At 66.6% G+C, this 20,450-nt stretch carries 22 protein-coding genes and 1 riboswitch; of the genes, 7 read left to right on the top strand and 15 right to left on the bottom strand.

Translation table 11 applies throughout. The annotated features are described in order from the left end of the window. Positions 1-257: 257 nt before the first annotated feature. From ACN0S5_RS16595 to ACN0S5_RS16580, 4 genes are all read right to left on the bottom strand, one after another. The gene (locus ACN0S5_RS16595) at positions 258-1,841 is read right to left on the bottom strand and encodes a tripartite tricarboxylate transporter permease (RefSeq protein ID WP_417209852.1); all 1,584 of its coding nucleotides are present in this window, start codon (positions 1,839-1,841) and stop codon (positions 258-260) included. Further along, positions 1,841-2,401, bottom strand: a complete 561-nt coding sequence (locus tag ACN0S5_RS16590; protein WP_417209851.1) for a hypothetical protein — start codon at positions 2,399-2,401, stop codon at positions 1,841-1,843. The genes ACN0S5_RS16595 and ACN0S5_RS16590 overlap by 1 nt, the downstream gene beginning before the upstream one ends. A 25-nt stretch (positions 2,402-2,426) precedes the next feature. Beyond that, positions 2,427-3,368 carry a tripartite tricarboxylate transporter substrate-binding protein gene (locus ACN0S5_RS16585; protein ID WP_417209850.1) on the bottom strand — a complete coding sequence of 314 codons (942 nt, stop codon included), beginning with the start codon at positions 3,366-3,368 and terminating at the stop codon, positions 2,427-2,429. 308 nt (positions 3,369-3,676) lie between these two features. Then, the gene (locus ACN0S5_RS16580; RefSeq protein ID WP_417209849.1) at positions 3,677-4,681 is read right to left on the bottom strand and encodes an aldo/keto reductase; all 1,005 of its coding nucleotides are present in this window, start codon (positions 4,679-4,681) and stop codon (positions 3,677-3,679) included. A gap of 209 nt (positions 4,682-4,890) precedes the next feature. Between ACN0S5_RS16580 and ACN0S5_RS16575 the strand changes: the two genes are divergently transcribed. After that, positions 4,891-5,934: an endonuclease/exonuclease/phosphatase family protein gene (locus tag ACN0S5_RS16575; RefSeq protein ID WP_417209848.1), complete on the top strand. Its 1,044-nt coding sequence runs from the start codon at positions 4,891-4,893 to the stop codon at positions 5,932-5,934. On the opposite strand, the gene ACN0S5_RS16570 is transcribed toward ACN0S5_RS16575, so the two are convergent. Then, a complete protein-coding gene (locus ACN0S5_RS16570) occupies positions 5,910-6,599 on the bottom strand; it encodes a D-lyxose/D-mannose family sugar isomerase (RefSeq protein ID WP_417209847.1) in 690 nt (229 codons plus the stop codon). The genes ACN0S5_RS16575 and ACN0S5_RS16570 overlap by 25 nt on opposite strands. Before the next feature lie 140 nt (positions 6,600-6,739). Then, positions 6,740-6,948, top strand: a riboswitch (cobalamin riboswitch). Between the two features lie 190 nt (positions 6,949-7,138). Between ACN0S5_RS16570 and ACN0S5_RS16565 the strand changes: the two genes are divergently transcribed. Genes ACN0S5_RS16565 through ACN0S5_RS16545 form a run of 5 tightly spaced genes read left to right on the top strand, consistent with a single transcriptional unit; the run spans position 7,139 to position 10,510 of the window. Next, positions 7,139-7,891 carry a DUF4198 domain-containing protein gene (locus ACN0S5_RS16565; protein WP_417209906.1) on the top strand — a complete coding sequence of 251 codons (753 nt, stop codon included), beginning with the start codon at positions 7,139-7,141 and terminating at the stop codon, positions 7,889-7,891. 4 nt (positions 7,892-7,895) lie between these two features. Further along, positions 7,896-8,513 carry a cobalt transporter CbiM gene (gene cbiM / locus ACN0S5_RS16560; RefSeq protein ID WP_417209846.1) on the top strand — a complete coding sequence of 206 codons (618 nt, stop codon included), beginning with the start codon at positions 7,896-7,898 and terminating at the stop codon, positions 8,511-8,513. Further along, positions 8,510-9,076, top strand: a complete 567-nt coding sequence (locus ACN0S5_RS16555) for a cobalt ABC transporter permease (RefSeq protein WP_417209845.1) — start codon at positions 8,510-8,512, stop codon at positions 9,074-9,076. Before cbiM ends, ACN0S5_RS16555 begins: the two co-directional genes overlap by 4 nt. A 4-nt stretch (positions 9,077-9,080) precedes the next feature. Further along, positions 9,081-9,869 carry a cobalt ECF transporter T component CbiQ gene (gene cbiQ / locus ACN0S5_RS16550; protein ID WP_417209844.1) on the top strand — a complete coding sequence of 263 codons (789 nt, stop codon included), beginning with the start codon at positions 9,081-9,083 and terminating at the stop codon, positions 9,867-9,869. Beyond that, the gene (locus ACN0S5_RS16545) at positions 9,860-10,510 is read left to right on the top strand and encodes an energy-coupling factor ABC transporter ATP-binding protein (RefSeq protein ID WP_417209843.1); all 651 of its coding nucleotides are present in this window, start codon (positions 9,860-9,862) and stop codon (positions 10,508-10,510) included. Before cbiQ ends, ACN0S5_RS16545 begins: the two co-directional genes overlap by 10 nt. Positions 10,511-10,546: 36 nt before the next feature. Here ACN0S5_RS16545 and ACN0S5_RS16540 read toward each other — a convergent pair whose 3' ends face one another. The 7 genes from ACN0S5_RS16540 to cbiE all read right to left on the bottom strand — a co-directional run bounded on the left by ACN0S5_RS16540 (position 10,547) and on the right by cbiE (position 17,617). Then, positions 10,547-12,316: a trypsin-like peptidase domain-containing protein gene (locus tag ACN0S5_RS16540; RefSeq protein ID WP_417209842.1), complete on the bottom strand. Its 1,770-nt coding sequence runs from the start codon at positions 12,314-12,316 to the stop codon at positions 10,547-10,549. A 175-nt stretch (positions 12,317-12,491) separates the two neighbouring features. Then, positions 12,492-13,223: a precorrin-6A synthase (deacetylating) gene (cobF, locus tag ACN0S5_RS16535; RefSeq protein ID WP_417209841.1), complete on the bottom strand. Its 732-nt coding sequence runs from the start codon at positions 13,221-13,223 to the stop codon at positions 12,492-12,494. Further along, complete coding sequence (gene cobA / locus ACN0S5_RS16530; RefSeq protein WP_417209840.1) at positions 13,216-13,950, bottom strand: uroporphyrinogen-III C-methyltransferase; 735 nt, start codon at positions 13,948-13,950, stop codon at positions 13,216-13,218. Before cobA ends, cobF begins: the two co-directional genes overlap by 8 nt. After that, on the bottom strand, positions 13,947-15,260 hold the full coding sequence (locus tag ACN0S5_RS16525; protein ID WP_417209905.1) for a cobyrinate a,c-diamide synthase: 1,314 nt from the start codon (positions 15,258-15,260) through the stop codon (positions 13,947-13,949). The genes cobA and ACN0S5_RS16525 overlap by 4 nt, the downstream gene beginning before the upstream one ends. Continuing rightward, a complete protein-coding gene (gene cobM / locus ACN0S5_RS16520; RefSeq protein ID WP_417209839.1) occupies positions 15,253-16,047 on the bottom strand; it encodes a precorrin-4 C(11)-methyltransferase in 795 nt (264 codons plus the stop codon). The genes ACN0S5_RS16525 and cobM overlap by 8 nt, the downstream gene beginning before the upstream one ends. Then, positions 16,044-16,421, bottom strand: a complete 378-nt coding sequence (locus ACN0S5_RS16515) for a cobalamin biosynthesis protein (protein WP_417209904.1) — start codon at positions 16,419-16,421, stop codon at positions 16,044-16,046. Before ACN0S5_RS16515 ends, cobM begins: the two co-directional genes overlap by 4 nt. After that, positions 16,418-17,617 (bottom strand): precorrin-6y C5,15-methyltransferase (decarboxylating) subunit CbiE, encoded by a 1,200-nt coding sequence (gene cbiE, locus ACN0S5_RS16510; RefSeq protein WP_417209838.1) that lies wholly within the window; start codon positions 17,615-17,617, stop codon positions 16,418-16,420. The genes ACN0S5_RS16515 and cbiE overlap by 4 nt, the downstream gene beginning before the upstream one ends. Here cbiE and ACN0S5_RS16505 point away from each other — a divergent pair. Further along, positions 17,616-18,371 (top strand): cobalt-precorrin-6A reductase, encoded by a 756-nt coding sequence (locus ACN0S5_RS16505; protein WP_417209837.1) that lies wholly within the window; start codon positions 17,616-17,618, stop codon positions 18,369-18,371. The two genes, cbiE and ACN0S5_RS16505, sit on opposite strands and share 2 nt — an antisense overlap. Here the strand turns inward: ACN0S5_RS16505 and cobJ are convergent. From cobJ to ACN0S5_RS16490, 3 genes are read right to left on the bottom strand one after another with little or no spacing between them, the layout of a single operon-like run. Continuing rightward, positions 18,344-19,099 (bottom strand): precorrin-3B C(17)-methyltransferase, encoded by a 756-nt coding sequence (gene cobJ, locus ACN0S5_RS16500; protein ID WP_417209836.1) that lies wholly within the window; start codon positions 19,097-19,099, stop codon positions 18,344-18,346. The two genes, ACN0S5_RS16505 and cobJ, sit on opposite strands and share 28 nt — an antisense overlap. After that, on the bottom strand, positions 19,096-19,824 hold the full coding sequence (locus ACN0S5_RS16495) for a precorrin-2 C(20)-methyltransferase (protein WP_417209835.1): 729 nt from the start codon (positions 19,822-19,824) through the stop codon (positions 19,096-19,098). Before ACN0S5_RS16495 ends, cobJ begins: the two co-directional genes overlap by 4 nt. Then, positions 19,821-20,450 (bottom strand): precorrin-8X methylmutase, encoded by a 630-nt coding sequence (locus ACN0S5_RS16490; protein ID WP_417209834.1) that lies wholly within the window; start codon positions 20,448-20,450, stop codon positions 19,821-19,823. The genes ACN0S5_RS16495 and ACN0S5_RS16490 overlap by 4 nt, the downstream gene beginning before the upstream one ends.

Genomic DNA, 20,450 nt, shown 5'->3' with positions numbered 1-20,450 from the left:
GTATCTTCAGATTCTTGGCGACGCGATCTGTTGCGCTGGCGCAGGCCCCGCCCTGCACAGGCCCCGCCCTGCAAAGTCCCGTGCCGGTCCCGTGCGGCGCGCGGGCCGACCGCGAGCCCACCGCCCAACGCCCGCCTTCAGCCCCGAACGCATCATCGGTCTTCCCTTAGTCCATATCGCCGAAGGAGGCAAACCGCCGCGCCGCAGCAGACCGCCGCCGCCACGGCGCGCGGGTCCAGGCGCGGGGCCACCCCCGGTCAGCGGCGCTTGGCGGACGGCGCGCGCACCCAGTCCGCCGCCGCAATGACCGCGCCCGCCAACGCAAGAAACAGCACCGGGATCGGGCGGGTGACCAGGAACCACGGGTCGCTGCCCGACACCTCGAACGCGTTGCGGAGCGTCGTTTCCAGCGGTTCGGCAAGGATATAGGCAATGAGAAACGGCAGAACCGGCACGCCGCTTTGCCGCATGAGATAGCCGACCAGACCAAAGGCCAGCAGCACATGGACGTCGCTCATCCGGCTGCCCGCGACATAGACAGAGGTGATCGTCAGCAAGAGCACAATCGGCAGCATGACAGCACGCGGCACCCGGATCAGACCGCCCAGCAGCCGCATGACCCACGCCCCCGTCCCCCAGTTCACAAGGTTCGCCACCGCCATCAGCGTGAACAGCGCAAAGACCACGACCAACTCCCGGTTCACCTCTTCGGCGGCAAAGCGGAACACCGCCGGACCGGGGTTGAAACCGCCAATGGTATCGGCGGCAAGGATCAGGAACACCGCCGCCATGTTTCCCGGAATCCCAAGGCTCAGCGCCGGGATCAGGTTGGCCCCCGAGACGGCGGAATTCGCGGCCTCAGTCGCGGCGACGCCTTCGGGCGCGCCGTCACCGAACGGCGGCGCGCCCCGGTGCATCTTGCGCCCGGCGGCATAGCCCAGCGCCGCCGCCAGCGTCGTGCCCAGCCCCGGCAACGCGCCGACAACCGTGCCGATGGCCATCGACACGCCGACAAACGGCAACAGCCTGCGGCGCTCGTCAAGGCTCAGCGCACTGTCGCCCGGCACGGGCCGCTCCGGCGGGTGGCGCGCGCGCCGGGTCATGCGCCACATCTCTTGCAGGCTGGCAAAGATCTCCCCCACCACCAGCACGCCGATCACCACCGCGATCGTCGGCAACCCAGAGGCCAGACCCTCGCGGCCCAGCGACAACCGGGGATAGCTGTCGGTGCCGCTTGCGACAGCGGCGACAAACAGCCCGAAACAGGCGGCCAGCAGCCCCTTCCACGTGTCCTTGCCCACCACAACCGCGACAAAGGACAGCGACAGGATCATCAGCGCGGCCTTTTCCGGCAAGCCCAGCATGGCCTCGATGGAGATGGCCAGAAAAGGCGCACAGACAAACAGCACGATGTCCGAAAACGTATCGCCGCTGACAGAGGCGAAATGGGCCACCCGCAGCGCCTTTCCGGCCTGGCCTTTTTGCGCCATCGGGTGCCCGTCCAGCGTGGTCATATAGGCATCGGGCGTGCCGGGGGTGTTGAACAGGATCGCAGGCACCGCGCCGCCAAGGGTCGCGCCCTTCATGATCCCGACCAAAAACCCCAGCACCGGCAACAGGGCGTCGGGCGCAAACCCGAAGATCGAAATCAGGATCGGCAGGGCAAGCGCCATGGCAAACGGCCCCGACAGCCCCGGCGTCGCCCCGATCAGCACGCCGGTAAAAAACCCCGCCACCACCAGAACAATCGGCCATGACAGCACCACAGGCCCAAGGACAAGCGCCGGATTGCCGAAAAACGCCTCCAGGATACCGGCATAGATATAGTCCAGAACGCCCATCACATGTCGCCATTGGGGGGCAACAACAGGCCGCCAAACGGCAGATCGTAGAGCAGCGCAATCAGGACCGTCGCCGCCAGCGCCTGCACGGCCAACCGCCATGTGACCCGATGCCCGGCCAGCGCCATGAATCCAAAGGTCATGACCGTGCCGCCGGTGACAAAACCCGCGTATTTCCACGGGGCCGTGTCCAGCATCAGCCGATAAGGCGTTTGACCGCCCGACCAGAGCCAGACCAGCGCCGGTCCCGTAACCTGCATCGCGCCAAGGCCCGTCACCGTGGTCAGCAGGCAGTAGAACACAAACCGCAGGTCAATGACCCCTGCGCCCTCCCCGCGGCCGCGCAGACCGGCCCGCAGGGCAATCACCGCACCGGCCAACAGAATCCCCACAGCCGAAAACACCGGAAGCATCGCATCCCCGATGCGGACAGACCGTCTCCAGACCTCTATGACACCGGAGTCGATGTCGCGCGGAATCCAGACCAGCAACGCCAAAAGCGCAAAACCGATGGCCACACCCCCGACGGCAATGTCGCGGGAGGTGCCTTTGCGGGTCATGGCTTTGCCCCCACCGGACCGGCGCCTAGTCTGCCGTGGCCGCGAGCAGGGCTTTGGCCCCGGCCATCTCTGCGGCGACAAAGGCATCCGCCGCGTCGCCGGTCACAACCTTCAGGGCCAGCACCTTATTGATGAATGCATTGGATTTGCTGCCGTCTTTCTGGATCACCGCAGAAATGGCCCCGCTCAGTGCGGCGCGGGTCTCTTCGGGCAGCCCGGCGGGTGCCAACGCCAAAAAAGTTGCGCCAAAGTGGACATCGACACCGATGTCGGCCAGCGGCTGTGCCTCCGGCGACACCTTTAGGGGCCGGGCCTCTGCGTTGGCAAGATTGATCAGGTCGCCCGACCGCACGCCCGCCGCCTGTGGCCCCGCCACCCAGCCGATGTCCACATCAGAGGCGATGATCGCGTTCAGAACCGCCCGCCCGCCTCTGAAGCCGGTGACGATGTTGAACTCGACGCCGTTGACCTTGCCAATGTAATAGGCTCCGTCCGCAAGGCGCGGCGTCATCGACCCGAATGAGATGTCCTCGCCCGCTTTCGCCGCCGCGATCACGTCGGACATGGTCTTCCAGCCCCGGTCGGCCCGCGCGACAATCCCCATCTGGGTGCCCGCGATGGTCGCCAGAATGTCGAAATCCTCCGGTCCGTACCCCGGCTTTTGGACCGCCAGCACGCCATAGGCAAAGGTGTCGGTGACGCCGATCCCGATGGTCAACCCGTCAGCGGCGGCGGCCTTGAGTTCCCGCGCCATCACGGCACCGCCCGCCCCGGTGACGTTTTCGGGGATCATGGTCCAGCCATAGCTGTCGGCGACGTCCTCTGAAATCAGGCGGGCCAGCGTGTCCGCGCCGCCACCTGCCCGGAACCCGATCAGCACCTTTACCGGACCGGGCGGCATCCAATCGGCCAGCACGGCGGACACAGACAAAACCACGGCCAGGGCGGCGGTCAAAAGCGTTTTCATGGGTCCTCCCGAGGTTCGACAGAGTCGATGTCCAAGATGATCACGAATGTCACTCAGACAGAGGTATACCAGTTGGGCCGCCTGCCCATAGAGAATTGCAGCCTGACGCCCCGGCGATGCGCCCAGATCCGCCGGTTTTTATGGCACTCAGGTCCACCGGCCCCGTCACCGGGCGCACGTGTCGTAGATCGGGGCCTGCGCCCGTCCGACATGGCCGCAACGGGCGGCCTCCTGCCGCAGGTCGCCGCGCTTGGCGGCGTGCGCGTGGCCTGGCCGGTTCCGGCCCAATGCGCTCTGGCCTGTGGCGCTCAGCAGTAATCCTCGGGGCCGATGGACTGGTCGGCGGAATAGCGCGCGCCATGCGCCCATCCCACCGGCAGGCGCGCCTCGATCTCGGCCTTCAGGTCGTCGCCCAGCATCATGCTGGCCCCGCGCACAAGGTCTTGCAGGTGGCCGGGGCTGCGGGTGCCGGGAATGGCGTGCATCATGCGGCCCTGCGACAGCACCCATGCAATGGCCAGTGTCGCCGTCGGATAGCCCGCCTCAGCGGCCAGATCGCGCAGCGGCTGGCTGGCCTTGATGTTGCGGGCCAGATTGTCGCCGGTGAACCGTGGATTGACCTTGAGGAACGGCGCCGCCCCGACCCGCTCGGGCGTGGGCGGCGTGTCCGACAACAGCCCGCGCCCGACCGGCGAAAAGGCGACAAGCGCGGTGCCCAGCTCCGCGCAGGCCTGCAACAGACCCAGATCGGGCTGCCGCGTCTGCAACGAATATTCCGACTGCACGGCGGCCACCGGATGCACGGCGGCGGCGCGGCGCAGGCTGGTGGGCGCGATCTCGGAAAAGCCGAAGGCCCCGATCTTGCCCTTCTGGATCAGCCGCGCCAGCGTCTGCGTGACCTCCTCGATCTCGACCCTCGGATCGCGGCGATGGACATAGAACAGGTCGACCCGCTCCAGCCCCAGCCGTTTCAGGCTGCGGTCCAGTTCCGCCTCCAGATGGGCGGCGGAATTGTCGTAACACCGTGCGCCGGTGTCCGGGTCGCGGGTGATCGAGGCCTTGGTGGCGATGCGGAACGGGATGCCGCCCTTGCCCGCATAGCGTTTCAGAAAGCCGCCGATGATCTCTTCGGACTTGCCCATGCCATAGACATTGGCGGTGTCGATGTGATCGACCCCCGCATCCAGCGCCGCATCCAGAACCGCGTGGCTGCCCTCGACGCTGACCGCGCCGTAGAACCCGGCAAAGGACATCGCCCCGATGCCCAGCGCCGACACCTCTGGCCCGCCTTTTCCCAATGCCCTGCGCAACATGTCCTGCCCTCCGCCCAATGTCCGGCGGAGAGTGGCGGCGACAGCCCGGATTGGCAAGGCCCGCCCGAGGGTTCCGCCCGCCGCAGGCGATTGCCTTTCGCCCCGCCCGCCCGCATCTTTGCCAAACCGCGTCGTGCACCGGCGCCCCGCCCCGCGCCCGTTTCCAAAGGAAAGCCATGCGTCCCGTTTTGACCCGAACTGTTTCCGAAATGGAAACGCCGAGCGCATCCGCCCGCGCCGAGGCCATCGCCAAAGGCGGCGACGCCGCCTTTAACACCCGCGCACAGGCACAGTGGCCCTGCCTGAACACGCTGGAACTGCGCCAGCCGCCCGCCGCCCTGCCCGCACCGCAGCGCCTGACCGTCGCCGCATGGAACATCGAGCGCTGCAAACGGGTCGAGGACAGCGCCGAGCTGTTGCGCAGCATCGGCGCGGATGTGGTGCTGGCGACGGAGGTCGACATCGGCATGGCCCGCTCCGGCCAGCGCCACACCCCCCGTGACCTCGCCCGCGCACTGGGCATGGGCTATGCCTTTGGCACCGAATTTGTCGAACTGGGCACCGGCGACCCCTATGAGACCACGCTGTTCGCCGATGTGCCCAACACCCACGGGCTGCACGGCAACGCCATCCTGTCGCGCTACCCGCTGGAGAACGTCACCCTGATCCCGCTGGACGCGGGCGGCATGTGGTTTTTGACACAGCCCAAGAACGACGGCCAGTTGCGCCTTGGCGGGCGCATGGCCGTGGCCGCGCAGATCGCCACCCCCAAAGGCCCGCTGACCCTGACCGCCGCGCATTACGAAAGCGAAAGCGACGCCGCAGGCCGCGCCGCCGATAGCCAGACCCTGATAGACCGGCTGGACACGACCTATGGCACCGGCCCCACCGTGATCGGCGGCGACCTCAATACCAAATCCCTGATGGACGGCAGCCGCACCTACGCCAGTGTCCTCGCCGATCCGGCCCCACATGAACCCTGTTTCGACGTCTTCGACAGCCACGGCTTTGACTGGCGCGGATGTAACGCGGGCCGGCCCACAACCCGCGCCGCCCCCGGCAAACCGGTCAACTATCCGCTGTGGATGCTGGACTGGCTGTTCACGCGCGGCATGGCGGCCAGCGATCCGCGCGTGACCCCGGCCCTGTCCGCCGCAGGTCAGTACCTGTCAGACCACGAACTGCTGACCTGCCGCATCGACATGACCGGCACGCCACGCGGCAACACTCAGACCGACAGCCACTTGGCGTAATCGCTCACCAGCAGGTGCAGCGGGGCCTCGTCCTCTTCGATCTCGGCAAAGCGGCCAATCGGCTCACGAAAGATATTGTCGGTCTCGTCGTCGTTGACCGTGCTGACCTCACCGATCAGCACATCGCCGCCCTCCCCCCAAAAGGCGTGCCAGTCTCCGGGGCGCAGCGTCACGCTTTCCCCTGGTGCCAGCCGCAGCTTTTCGCCCGGCGTATAGTCATGCACGATTCCGTCGCACATCACCCGCCCGCCGCGATCCTCGGCGAAACGCCCCTCATCGTCGGACCCGTACAGTTCAACCACCAAAGTCGCGCCGCCCCGGTTGATGATGTCCTCTGCCTTGATCACATGGGTGTGCATCGGCGACAGCTGGTCCTGCTTCGAGATCAGCAGCTTTTCGGCGTAACACATGCCGCGCCCGCCGGTCAGATCCGACAGCAGCCCGTTGCGCAGGGTGAACAGGAACAGCCCCATCTCGTCATAGCGCCCCGCGCCGTAATCGGTGATGTCCCAGCCACAGCGCGAGTCGATCACATGCCGCGCCGCACCCGCCTGCGCCACAAAGGCCTCCGGCGACCACTGCGCAAACGGCGGCAGCGCAAAGCCATGCCGCCGGATCAGCGCGTCCGCCTCTGTCATGATGGCATTGATGCGTGAACGTTTCATGGTGCGCCCCCCGTTGGCGATAACAGTCCTGCGCCCAGCTATCGGCCGCAACCCGCGCGCCGTCAACCGCCCCGTTCGGATGTCGCATCCGACCGTGTCCCGTGTCGCTTTGTCCATTGCCCCGGCACCCGCCATCTGTCAGACACAAGAGCGTGACCGGTCCCGAAGGCGCGTCCTTCGGGGGAAAGAGGGAATGCCGTACCGCGCGCCACCTGCGCGCCCAACCGGCAGCTGCCCCCGCAACTGTAAGCGGAGAGTCCGGGCCAAGACGCCACTGGAGAAATCCGGGAAGGCAGGCCCAGACAGTGACCCGCGAGCCAGGAGACCTGCCGGACACCCGCCGCCCGCATAGGGGCTGCGGTTCCACCGGACGACGGGGTAAGCGTCTGGCCTTCGCCGCCCGGAGTCCGCTCTGGTCCGACATTGGCCGTCCGATCCCGCCGTCCATCACGCTTTGCGCCGGGGTTGGCGCGACATGGACAAGGACGGTCACGGTGAAGCTGCTTCCCACTCTGAAACCGGCGTTGTTGGCGGGCCTCATGGCCCTGCCCGCCGCCGCCTCTGCACATTTCCTGCTGGAATACACGGTCGACACGATGATCGACCGCCCCGGCGATGTGCCGGTCAAGCTGGTCTTCTGGCACCCGTTCGAAAACGGGCACGTGATGGATCTTGTCCGCCCGCGCGAATTCTTCATGATCCATCGCGGCACCCGGACGGACCTGCTGGACACGCTGGAACCCGTCGCCTTTCAGGGGTCTGGCAACACCGGCGCGGCCTTTCGCGGCTCGGTCCCGGTCCGGCGCTCGGGCGATTACATTCTGGTGACGGTGCCGGAACCCTATTTCGAGGAAACCGAAGACGTCTACATCCAGCAGATCGCCAAGGCGTTCCTCAATCGCGGGACAATGCCCACCGACTGGATGAACCCCGTGGGCCTGCCGGTCGAGATTGTGCCGCTGAACAAGCCCTACAACATCCTCGCCGGGTCGACCTTTACCGGTCAGGTGCTGGCCGATGGAAAACCCGTCGCCGGGGCCGAGATCGAGATTGAATACATGGCCGCAGAGCCGGACATGAACAGCAGCCGCGCCTCGGAGCCCACCACCACCCCGCCCCCCGGCGGCGCGGTTGTGGCGATTTCCGACGTCAACGGCTATTTCACTTTCGGCGTGCCGCGCGCGGGCTACTGGGGTTTTGCCGCGCTCGGGGCCGGGCCAGAAACCGAACATGAGGGCAAGGAGCTGAGCCAGGACGCGGTGCTGTGGATTCGCGCCTGGGATCTGGAGTAGGCCGATGCATATCGTTGACGGAGCCTTGTCCAACCCTGTCGTGATCGGCGGCGCGGTGGCGGCGGTGGGCGGCATCGCCCTTGGCCTGCGCGCCCTGCCGCTGGAACGCATTCCGGCGGCGGGGGTGCTGTCGGCGGCGTTCTTTGTGGCCTCGCTGATCCATGTGCCCGTCGGTCCCTCTTCGGTGCATCTGATCCTCAACGGTCTGGCTGGGCTGATCCTTGGCTGGGCGGCCTTTCCGACGCTGTTTGTCGGACTGCTGTTGCAGGCGGTGTTCTTCGGCTTTGGCGGGGTGACGGTGCTGGGCATCAACACGGTCAATATCGCGCTGCCCGCGGTGCTGGTGGGCCTCGCCTTTCGCCCGCTGATCCTGCGCAGCGGCCCCGCGTGGGCCGCCGCCCTTGGCGGCATCGCGGGCGCGCTGGCCATCGCGCTGACAACCGTCGGCGTGGCGGTCTCGCTGATGCTGACCGGGCAGGAGTTCCTCGCCGCCGCCCATCTGATCTTTGTCTCGCACCTGCCCGTCATCGCCATCGAGGGGCTGCTGACCGGCTTTGCCGTGCTGCTGGCGCGCAAGGTCAAACCCGACCTGTTCACCTCTCTGAAAGGCGCCGAGACATGAGACGCCTTGCCCTGATCCTGACGCTCTGCGCCCTGCCGCTGCCTGTCGCCGCGCATAAGGTCATCGCCTCGGTCTTTCCCTCCGGCACCGCCATCGAGGGCGAAATCGGCTTTTCCAACGGCGCCATGGCCCCCGATCTGACCGTACAGGTCTACGGCCCCGATGGCGCGCTGCTGGGCGAGACCGTGACCGACGCCGAGGGGTTCTTTCTCTATACCCCCACCGCCCCTGTCGCCCATACCTTCCGCGCCGATCTGGGCGCGGGCCATGTCGCCGACACCACCATGCCCGCCGAGGAGGTCGCCGCCCTGCTGGGCGTCGCCCCCGCCGCCGCCCCGCCATCCGCGCCCCCCCAAACCGCCGCCCCCGGCGCGGGCCTCAGCGCCGCCGACCGGGCCGAAATCGCCCGCATCGTCCGCGATGAGATGCGCCCCCTGCGCCGCGAAATCGCCGCCTACCGCGAGAAGAACGACCTGCAAACCATCCTCGGCGGACTGGGCTATATCCTTGGCCTGTTCGGTCTGGCCTTCTACATCGCCGCCCGGCGCAAGCTGAACGGCTAGACGCATGGCACATGTCCTCTCAAACGGCGACAGCACCCTGACCGACACCGGGGCAGAGCGCAGCGCCAGCCGCCTCGGCGCGCTGGACCCGCGCGTGCGCATAATCGCGGCGCTGGTCTTTGCCATCACCACGGTGGCGCTGAACAGCCTGCCCGCGCTGACCGCCGCCCTAGCCACCGCCCTCACCCTGCTGGCGCTGTCGCGCCTGCCCGCCCTTCCGACCCTGAAACGTGTCGCCATGGTCGACGGCTTTATCCTGTTCATGCTGGCGCTCTTGCCCTTCACCGTGCCGGGTGACGTCCTCTTTACCCTCTGGGGCTATCCCGCCACATGGCAGGGCGTCGCCCGCGCCATAGAGATCGGCCTGACCGCCAATGCCGTGGTTCTGACCCTCATGACCCTTGTCGGCACGCTGGAACCTGTCACCCTCGGCCACGCGCTCTATCGCCTGAAAACCCCCGAAACGCTGGTCCATCTGCTGATGTTCACCATCCGCTATATCGAGGTGCTGCGCGCCGAATACCTGCGCCTGCGCGCCGCCATGAAGGTGCGCGGCTTTCGCCCCGGCACAAACTGGCACAGCTACCGCAGCTTTGGCTATCTTGTCGGCATGATGATGGTCCGCGCCATCGAACGCTCTGAGAGGGTGCTGGCGGCGATGAAATGCCGGGGCTTTTCGGGCCGCATCCGGCTGCTGCACGATTTTCGCACCACCCGCGCCGACGCGATATTCGCCGTCACGCTCACCGCGATCCTGATCGCCCTCATCGCACTGGACCTGACATGGCGTTGATCCAGCTTGAGGATATCCACTTTGCCTACCCCGGTCAGGCCCCGGTGCTGTCGGGGGCCTCCATGCAACTGGGCGCGGGGGAACGGCTGTCGATCACCGGTGCCAATGGCGCGGGCAAAAGCACTCTGCTGCGGATGATCCTTGGCCTGCAACGGCCCACCGCCGGGACCGTCACCGTCTTTGACCATCCCCGCAGCCGCGAAAAACACTTTCATGAGGTCCGCCGCCGCATCGGTCTGGTGTTCCAGGACCCCGACGACCAACTGTTCTGCCCCACCGTGGCCGAGGACGTGGCATTCGGCCCCCTCAACCTTGGCAAGACCCGCGCCGAGGCGCTGGAGATCACCGACCGCCTGCTGGACGATCTGGACCTGCACCACCTGCGCGACCGCGTCACGCATAAACTATCCGGCGGCGAAAAGCGCCTTGTGACCCTCGCCACCGTCCTCGCCATGAACCCCGAAGTGCTCTTGCTGGACGAACCCACCAACGCGCTCGACCCAAAGAACGCCGCCCGCCTGACCGAAATCCTGACGGCCCTGCCGCTGCCGATCCTGCTGGTGTCCCACGACCCCGCGTTCCGCAAGGCCATCGCCCCCTGCGCGCTGGAGCTGGCAGAGGGGCAATTGGTGCCGGTCTAAGGCTAGGACCCAAACACCCCCACCAAAACAAAGGCCTCACTCTGACAGCAAGGCCCGCATGGCCGCCCGCGAAGACGGGCCCATATCCCCGTCGATGGGACCGGAATAGTGCCCCAAGGCCGTCAGCTCTTGCTGCATCGCCATAGCCGTCGCGACAGACCAATCCGAAGCGTTGCGGGTAACAACCCAGTCAATGCCTCCTTGCAACCCCTTGATATACAGCTTTGCAGCCTCTTTCGGGGATGTCGGACCTGCTCTGCCGTTTTCGTACATGAATCCAAGGACTGTTTGCCCAACCGCGTCCCCTTGATCCGCGGCTTTGCGGTACCAATCCGCAGCGATCTTGTCTGATTGCGCAACTCCCCGGCCGGTTTGGTACATCACACCAAGATTGCGTAGCGCAGGCGCATACCCCTGATCCGCGGCCTTGCGGAACCACTCTGCGGCGATCTTGTCTGATTGCGCAATACCTTGACCAATTTGGTACATCTTACCAAGATTGAATTGCGCGAGCGGATCGCCCAAGTCACCAGCGCGTGTATAGGCCTCAATTGCCTCTTTATACTGCCCCCCCGATGCGTAGGCGCGGCCAAGAAACGCCAACATTATCGGATGGGTCGCATTGCTTTCCAGGGCTGTTTTGCAGGCGGGGATCGCACGGTCGGCATCAATTTCGTCAAATTCTACACCGACGGGGCGCATGCTTCCGGTGGCGCGATCTGGATGATCTTTAAAACCCGCCAGCCTGTAGCAGGCCCGCAGATCACGCTCGGCTTTAAGCGCCGCCACCCTGTCCGCCTTGGCCTTCTCCAAGGCAAACCGATCCGCCTCTTCAAGCGCCAGTCGGTCCCGGTCTGCTCTTTCCTTGGCCAAACGATCCGCCGTAGCCTTGGCCGCAACCCCCGCCGCGTCGCGTTCCGCCCGCAGTCGCGCCACTTCGGCTTGCAGTGCAGATAGATCACCGTCCGCTGCACCGCCCGCGCTCGCCGTCAACACCTTGGACTGCGCCAAGATCTCTGCCATCGGCACGGCGAAATTCACTTCGCCCGCCCGGCTGCCCGCATTGTGCAGGGCAATCACCTTCTGGCTGCCCGCGTCAATCACCGGAGAGCCGGAATTGCCCGGCAACGTATCGCAGGTATGACGCAGCCGCTGTTTGGCAATTGCCGGACTGTCCGCCCGACACTTCTCACGGCTGATGCGTTGCGCCTCGCCCATCGGGTGGCCGATCACCCAGAACGGATCGCGGTCAGAGGGCAGCGCCGCCGACAATTCCAGCGCGCCGAATTCCGCGTTGGCATCGCCCAGCACTTGCAGAACCGTGTAATCCAGCGCCTCGCTTGTCTCCAGCGGCACCGGGTTGACGTGGAAGGTCTTGACCCCGTCGTCCAGCCCGTCGCGCAGGAACCCGGCATGAAACTGCACCGCCGCGATGCTGGTGGCCCCCTTTTCGATCATCTGGGGGTTTTTCAGGATACCGGGCACGCAATGGTGGTTGGTGATCAGCTTGTTGCCCTCCACCAGAAAACCGGTGCAGGGCGCGTGGCCCACATTGGTCAGGATCTGCACCATCCCCACCGCGCGGCCCGTGCGGGCAAAGACCGAATTCGGCCCATAATTGGAAATGAACTCGTTGTTATAGGCCCCCACCTGCGCCTCTAGCTGCACATCGCCCAGCAGGGATTCCCTCTGTGGCGCGACGACCTGCCCAAATGTCTCTGGCGGGAACAGCATCAGATCCTGCGCGTGGGCAGTAGTGGTCAGGGCAAGGATCGAGGCGGCGGCGGCAAGGCGGGCAATCGGCATCTGAAAAGCGGACTCCGGGCAAAGGATTCGCGCAGCAGTCTAACACCTCGACCTCTGGTGCCGAGTGCGGAATTCCCGCCGTCTCCGGCACGCGGCCTTTCCTAACGACTGGTAAAACCGTCTCTGCAAGCCATTGAAGACGCTACGTCACCTTTGCCGCCACATGTGGACAGGCTCAATCGCGCCGCATCAAATAGGTGTCCATGATCCAGCCATGTCTCGCCCTTGCCTCGGCCCGCGTGGCCACAATTTTCGGCCCAGCCTCCGCCAAAGGCCCCGCCTCCAGCACCTGCTCGGGCATGCCCAGAAAACCACCCCACCAGATCGAAATGCCGGTGGGATCAAGGCTCTGAAACGAACACGCCCCGTCCAGCATGACCACTACGGTCCCGGCCCCCTCAGGCCAGCCATGATCCCGCAGCCGCCGCCCCGTCGTGACCACCACGGCCCCATTCACCGTATTGAACGGCACCGCATGGGCCGAGGTCAGCGCCTGCAAGGCCGTCACCCCCGGCACCACCCTGACCCGTGGCGCAGGGTCCAACCGGGCGGCAATCCTCAGCGTGCTGTCATACAGCCCCGGATCGCCCCAGACCAACAGCGCCACCGGCCCCTCCGACGCGCCCTCCAAGGCCGCCACCCAACGGGTCGCAATCTCATCGTGCCACTGCTCGACCCGCTCGGCATAGGGCAGGCTCTCGTCCCGGACAGGCATCTCAAAGGGGATCACCTGCGCGTCCGACCCTGAGGCCCGCAGGATCCCCAGCCGCAACTCCGCCAGATCCTCCTTGGCCGCGCCCTTGCGCGGGATCAGCACCACCGCCGCCTCCCGCAGCGCCCGCTGCCCCTCCAGCGTCACATGCTCCGGATTGCCGGTGCCGATGCCCACGAGCCACAGCTCAGTCATAACCGACCCCAAACTCGGCCATCGGCCCGTACAGGATCAGCGCCGGCTTGGTCCCGATTTCCCCCGCCAGCCGCGCCGACAGACCCGCCACCGTGTCGCGATGCAGGCTTTGCTCCGCCGTGCCGACCGCCTCGGCCAGAATAGCCGGCGTCGCCTCTGGCAGGCCCTTTTCGAACAGCGCCGCCGCCAGCTTCGGAAAGGTCCGCTTGCCCATGAACACCACGGTCATCGCGCTGGGATCGGCCAGCGCCTGCAAATCCAGATCCTCGGGCAACTCACCGCTGACGTCATGGCCGGTCACAAACTGCACCCGCCGCGCGGTCAACCGCCGGGTCAGCGGGATGCCACAGGCCGCCGCCGCCGCCACAGCCGAGGGGATACCGGGGATGATCTCATAGGCGATCCCCGCCGCCCGCAGCGCCACCTGCTCTTCTTCCAGCCGTCCGAACAGACCCGAGTCGCCGGACTTCAGCCGCACGATGCGCCCACCCTCCTGAGCATACTCCACCAGCAACTGACTGACATGGTGCTGCTTTGGCGACAGCCGCCCGGCCCGTTTGCCCACGCCGATCAGGTCAGCGCCGGGGCGCACATGGCTGAGGATCGGGCCAGAGGACAGATCGTCAAACAGCACCGCATCGGCACGTTTCAGACGGTCCACAGCCTTGAGCGTCAAAAGCTCGGGATCGCCCGGCCCGCTGCCGACGAAACTGACAAAACCGCTCATGATGCCTCCGCCGCGATCAGGTGAAAGAAGGTGCCCGACACATGGCCGCGGAGCGATCCGGTCTCTGGCACCGGGTTGCCATCCGCGTCAGCCACCGCCGCCAAGGGCGCGTCGGGCTGGTCGAGGATGGTGGAATAGTGGAACTCATGCCCGCGCAGGGCCGTGCCGGGGACATAGCCGGACAGGCCCGCCTGCAAGACAGCGCGCCTGTAGCCAAGGTGGAACTTGCGCTTTTCATAAGACGTCACCAGCCCCAAAAGGCCCGCCATCTGATGCGAAACGCCCTCTTTGTCGACCAATGCGGCGCCAAGCGCCATATACCCCCCACATTCGCCATGCACCGGGCGCGTTTGTGCGAAGGCCCGCAAACCAGAGCGGAATGTCTCTGCCGCCGCCAATCGCCCGGCGTGCAATTCAGGGTATCCTCCGGGCAACCAGACCAGATCGGCAGAGGCATCCGGTGCCTCATCCGCGAGGGGCGAAAACGGCAGGATCTCGGCCCCAGCCGCGCGCCAGCCCTCTAGCTGATGCGGATAGGTGAAGGAAAACGCCGCGTCCCGCGCCAGCGCGATCCGTTGCGCGGGGGGCCGAGGAAGTGCGCCCCCAGCGGTGCCACCGCCCGAGGCCGCAGCCCGGATGCGGTCAAGGTCCACATTGGCGCGCAGGAATTCGGCATAGCCGCTGATGGCGGCCTCCAGATCGGGGTGTTCGACGGCCTGTATCAGGCCGAGGTGCCGTTCCGGCAGGGTCAGATCGCCGTTGCGGGGCAGCACGCCCAGCACCTCGATCCCCGCACGCTCCATCCCCAGCCGGGTCAGGCGTTCGTGCCGGGGAGAGGCGCAGCGGTTCAGGATGACGCCCGCAAAGGGCAGGTCCGGCATGTACTGGCGGAACCCCAGCGCCGTGGCCGCCGCCGATTGCGCCTGCCCGCCCACATCGACGACCAGCACCACGGGCCAGCCCATGCGCAAGGCCGTCTCAGCCGAGGAGCCATAACCCGACTGCCCGCGAGTCGCCACGCCATCATACAGCCCCATCGACCCTTCGCCGATGCAGATGTCCGCCCCTGCCGCCTGCCCGCTGATCGCGTCCAGCAAGCCGCCGTCCATCGCCCAAGTATCAAGGTTGAAGGACGCCCGCCCGCTGGCGGCAAAGTGAAAGGCCGGGTCGATGTAATCCGGCCCGGATTTGAACGGCTGCACCACCTGCCCCGCATCGCGCAACGCGCGCAAAAGGCCCAGCATCACCGTGGTCTTGCCCGTGCCAGAGGCCGGGGCCGAAATCATCAGGCCCGGAGGAATCTCAATCATCGCCATGTTGCCACTCCGCCCATGGGCTGTCGGCGCTTTGCGGCCGATAGCGTCTGTCATAATCCGCCGAATACAGCTGGCTTTCGGCCGTCAAACCCGCTCCCAATGCCTTGCCAACAAGGATCAATGCGGTGCGCGAGATGCCTTCATCCACGGCGTCTGTAAGATTGCCCAGCGTGCAGCGGATCACCCGCTGATCCGGCCAACTGGCGCGGTAGACCAGCGCCACCGGGCAATCCGCGCCGTAGTGCGGCACCAGTTCGGTTTGCACCTTTTCCAAATGTCCCACCGACAGGTGCAAGGCCAGTGTCGCGCCGGTGGCTGCGAAATTGGCAAGGCTTTCACCCTTGGGCATCGGAGACGCGCGCCCTTGCGTGCGGGTCAGCACCACCGATTGCGCGATCTCCGGCACCGTCAGTTCCACCGCCAGCGCCGCCGCCGCCGCCGCAAAGGACGGCACACCGGGGGTCACATCATAGGGAATGCCCAACGCGTCCAGCCTGCGCAGTTGTTCGCCCATCGCGGACCAGACCGACAAATCCCCGGAATGTAGCCGCGCCACGTCTAGTCCCGCCTCATGGGCATTGCCAATTTCGGCGATGATGGCATCCAGATCCAAAGGCGCGGTGTTCACGATCCGCGCGCCTTCGGGGCAATGCGCCAGCACCGCCTCGGGCACCAATGACCCGGCGTACAGGCAAACCGGACAGGCGGCGATCAGGTCGCGCCCGCGCAGGGTCAGCAGGTCCGCCGCCCCCGGTCCGGCCCCGATGAAATGCACCGTCATGTGTCGTCTCCTTTAGCGGTCTGTGCCAGCGCGCAGGTGGCCATTTTGTCGGCGGACACCACGCGCGGCGCGATCAGCCGCGCGCCCGGTCCTGCCGCCGCCAGCGCCGCCGCCTCGGCCACACTGCCGGTGCCACGCGCGGCAAGGCTGTCTGGCGACTGCGTTTCCGTGTCCTGCGCGCGCAGCCTGTCGCCGTCTATCGCAAGGACCGGCAGGCCGGCCAGCGCGGCCATTGCGGCAAAGGCGGGCGTTTCGGCCTTGTCCGACGCGGTGGCAAGCGCATGAACCTCCAGCGCGTGCCCTGTCCGGTCCAGCGCGTCTTCAAGGCTGCTGACCGTCGCCGCCGCGCGAAACCCAAAGCCTGCCACGATCACAGAACCACACTCCATTGCACCACCGGATAGGCCGCCTTCCAGCCGGTGCGGGGCCCCAAAGGCGCTGCCTCTGACAATTCGATCCGAAACAGGGTGCCGCCCCGCGCACGATGGGCGGCCATCAGTACCGCCTCGCTTTCCAGCGTGACGGCATTGGCGACCAGCCGTGTGCCCGCTGGCACATGCGCGTATAGCCAGTCCAACAACGCGACGCTCAATCCGCCGCCGATAAAGACCGCATCCGGTGTCGGCAGATCCGCCAGCGCCTCAGGGGCTTTGCCCTCAACCACGCGCAGGCGATCCACGCCCAGCGCGGTGGCATTCGCCGTGATCAACCCGATCCGGTCGGCGCGCGGCTCAATGGCGATGGCCTCGGTTGTCGGATGGCACAGCAACCACTCGATCCCGACGCTGCCGGAGCCACCGCCGATGTCCCAGAGAACCTCAAAAGGCTTCGGGGCCAGCGCCGACAGGGTCAGCGCCCGCACCGGGCGTTTGGTCATCACCCCGTCGCTGTGAAAGACCCCGTCGTCCAGCCCCGAGGCGTGCGGTAAGGGCTTGCCCTCACCCGCGACCTGCACGGCCACCGCAACCGGGTGTTCGAAGCCCTCCGGCACCACGTCGGCCCGCACCTCTGTGACCCTTTCACGCGGCCCGCCCATAGCCTCCATCACCCAGAGCTGTGACGCGCCAAAGCCAAGGGTCGACAGGTAGGCGGCAAGATCCCTGACCGCCGCCCCGTCGCGCAATGTCACAATCATCTGCACACCGCGCGCCAGATGCGGTCGCAACCGCGTCAGCGGGGCCGCATGATGGCCAAGGCACAGCACCTTTTCCAGCGGCCAGCCAAGGTGCGCCGCCGCCAGCGAAAAGACCGAAGGCCCCGGCAGGGCACGCCAGTCACCGCGCGCAAACCGCCGTGCGATCACGCTGCCCGCGCCAAACCAGAACGGATCACCCGAGGCCAGCACAACAACCTGCCGCCCGGAAAACCCCGCCAACAGGTCCAGCCCGTCGGCAAAAGGCACCGGCCAGTCCACCCGCTGCCCCGGCAGGTCAGGCAACAGTGACAGGTGACGCGGCGGCCCCATGACGATTTCCGCTGCCTCAAGGGCGGCACGGCTTGCACCTGTCAGGCCGTCCGGTCCATCTTCGCCCAGACCGATGATCGTCAGCCACGGAGCGCCCTCAGCCATGACCCCGACCCTCTTGATCCTTGGCGGCACGACAGAGGCGACTGCATTGGCCAACCTGATGGCGGACCGCGGCCTGCACGGCACGGTCAGCTTTGCCGGACGGGTGGACCGCCCGCGCCGCCAGCCGTTGCCGCAACGCGTGGGCGGCTTTGGCGGGGTCGCGGGGTTGAGCCGCTACATCCGCGACCACGGAATCACGTATCTGGTGGACGCCACCCATCCCTTTGCCGCACAAATGAGCCGCAACGCCGTGCATGCCGCCGCAGAGGCGGGCATCCCGATGCTGGCGCTCACCCGGCCCGCATGGCAGGCGCAGCCCGGCGACAACTGGACCCATGTGCCGGACATTCCCGCTGCCGTGCGGGCGCTGGACGGTCCGGGGCGTCGCGTGATGCTGGCCGTGGGCCGGATGCATCTGGATGACTTTGCGCCCAACCCGCAGCACACCTACCTGTTGCGTCTTGTCGATCCGCCCAAAACCCCGCCGCCGTTTCCGCAATACAACGTCGTAGTGGACCGTGGGCCGTTCACTGTGGACGGCGACCGCGCGCTGATGGAACAGCACGGGATCGAGTTGATCGTCTCCAAGAACGCGGGCGGTACAGGTGCTTCGGCCAAGCTGGAGGCCGCGCGCGCGCTGAACCTGCCGGTCCTGATGATTGACCGCCCCGCCCTGCCCGACCGGCGCGAGGTCGCAACGCCGCAGGAGGTGCTGGACTGGGTCGCTCATGCCGGGACCGATCTGGGCGTATAGACCCACGGGTCCGCGCCCTCACGTTCAATGATCCGCGTCAGGGATGAGCCGACCAAGACAACCGTGCGCATGTCCGCCATGTCCGGCGTGGCATCGCGCAGATGCACCACACGCAACGCCTCTTCGGGGGTGGATACGGCGCGGGCGAAGATGATCACACGCTCAGGCTCACACGCCTCGCGCAGCACGTCCAGCGCGCGGCCAAACCCCTCGGGCCGGGACTTGGAGCGGGGGTTGTAGAACCCCATGGCGAAATCCGCCTCTGCTGCCAGTCGCAGGCGCTTTTCGATCAGCGCCCAGGGTTTGAGGTTGTCGCTGAGGTTGATGGCGCAGAAGTCATGGCCAAGCGGAGCCCCCGCCTTTGCCGCCGCTGCCAGCATCGCGGTGATGCCCGGCAACACGCGGATCTCCAGCGCGCGCCACTGTGATGGCCCCGCCTCCACCGCCTCGAACACTGCCGAGGCCATGGCAAAGACCCCCGGATCGCCGGAGGAGACCACAACCACACGCCGCCCCTCTGCCGCCATTTCCAGCGCGTGACGCGAGCGATCCAGTTCCACCCGGTTGTCGCTTTCGTGCAGGCGCAGCCCATCGCGTGGCGCAATGCGGCGGACGTAAGGAATGTAGCCGACGATGTCCGTTGCGTCGGCCAATGCCGCCGTGACCTCGGGCGTGACAAGCGTCTCATCCCCCGGCCCAAGGCCCGCGATCACAACCCAGCCGGTCATGGCCTGCGCCCCTGTCCGTGAACGATCACGATAGAGAAATAGGGCGAGACGCGGTCATCCGCCTCGGTCAGTTTCATCACCGCCTGTCCATCCATGCTGGCGCATTCCACCAACCAAGCGCGGTCCAGTTTGCCCGCCTTTTCCAAGGCGGCGCGCACGCGCGGCATATTGCGACCGATCTTCATCACCACCAGCGCGTCGGCATCCGCCATACGCGCGGCCAGTTCGTCCTCGGGCAGGGTCGCCATCAGCACGCTCAGGACATCATCGCCCCATGTGATCGGCTCACCCGTCGCGGTCCAGGCCGCTGACATGCCGGTGATTGCAGGCACCACCCGCACCGGCACCTCACCGCGCAGGCGGGTATAGAGATGCATGAAGGAGCCGTAGAAAAACGGATCGCCCTCACAGAGCACCACCACATCCTCCCCCGCCGCCACCAGTGCCTTGAGATGCGCCACGCAGTCGCCGTAAAAGGCCGACAGAATATCATTGTAGCGCGGGTCGCTCAGCGGAATCTCGGTAGTGACGGGGTACTCCATGGCGAATTCCACCACGTCCTCACGTAGCATACCGTTGACGATGCTGCGTGCGCGGCCTGACCGGCCCGCCTTGCGGAAATAGGCGACGTGGCGTGTGCGGCGCACCAGCCTGTCGGCGCGCACGCTCATCAGTTCGGGATCACCGGGGCCAAGGCCGGTGCCATAGACCGTCCCGCCCCTCATTCTGCGCGGCTCGCGATGGCGTTGATGGCGGCGACGGTGATGGCGCTGCCGCCCAACCGCCCCTCGACAATCAGCGACGGTACCGGCTGCGCCTGCCATAGGGCGTCCTTGGATTCGCGCGCCCCGACAAAACCGACCGGGCAGCCGATGATCGCCGCCGGGCGCGGGCACTCCGGGTCCTCCAGCATTTCCAGCAGGTGAAACAGCGCGGTCGGCGCATTGCCGATGGCCACCAGCGCGCCCTCCAGCCGGGACCGCCACAGTTCCAGCGCCGCCGCCGACCGGGTGGTGCCGAGTTTCGCCGCCAGTTCCGGCACCGACGCGTCGCGCAGGGTGCAGATCACGTCATTGCCCGCAGGCAGACGTTTGCGGGTCACACCCTCGGACACCATGTAGGCGTCGCAAAAGATCGGCGCGCCGCGTTCCAACGCCGCGCGGGCCGCCGCGACCATGCCGGTCGAGACCTTGACGTCGCGTTCCAGCCCGACAAGGCCCGCCGCATGGATCATGCGCACCACCACCTGTTCGGCGTCAGGGGCAAAGCGGTCCAGATCGGCCTCCGCCCGGATGGTGGCAAAGCTTTCCTTATAGATGGCCGCGCCGTCTTTTTCGTATGTATAGGGCAT

The organism is Antarctobacter sp. (genome assembly GCF_048262615.1).
GTDB lineage: Bacteria > Pseudomonadota > Alphaproteobacteria > Rhodobacterales > Rhodobacteraceae > Antarctobacter.
Note: the sequence above shows the minus strand (reverse complement) of the source record. Positions and strands in the feature narration are given on the sequence as shown.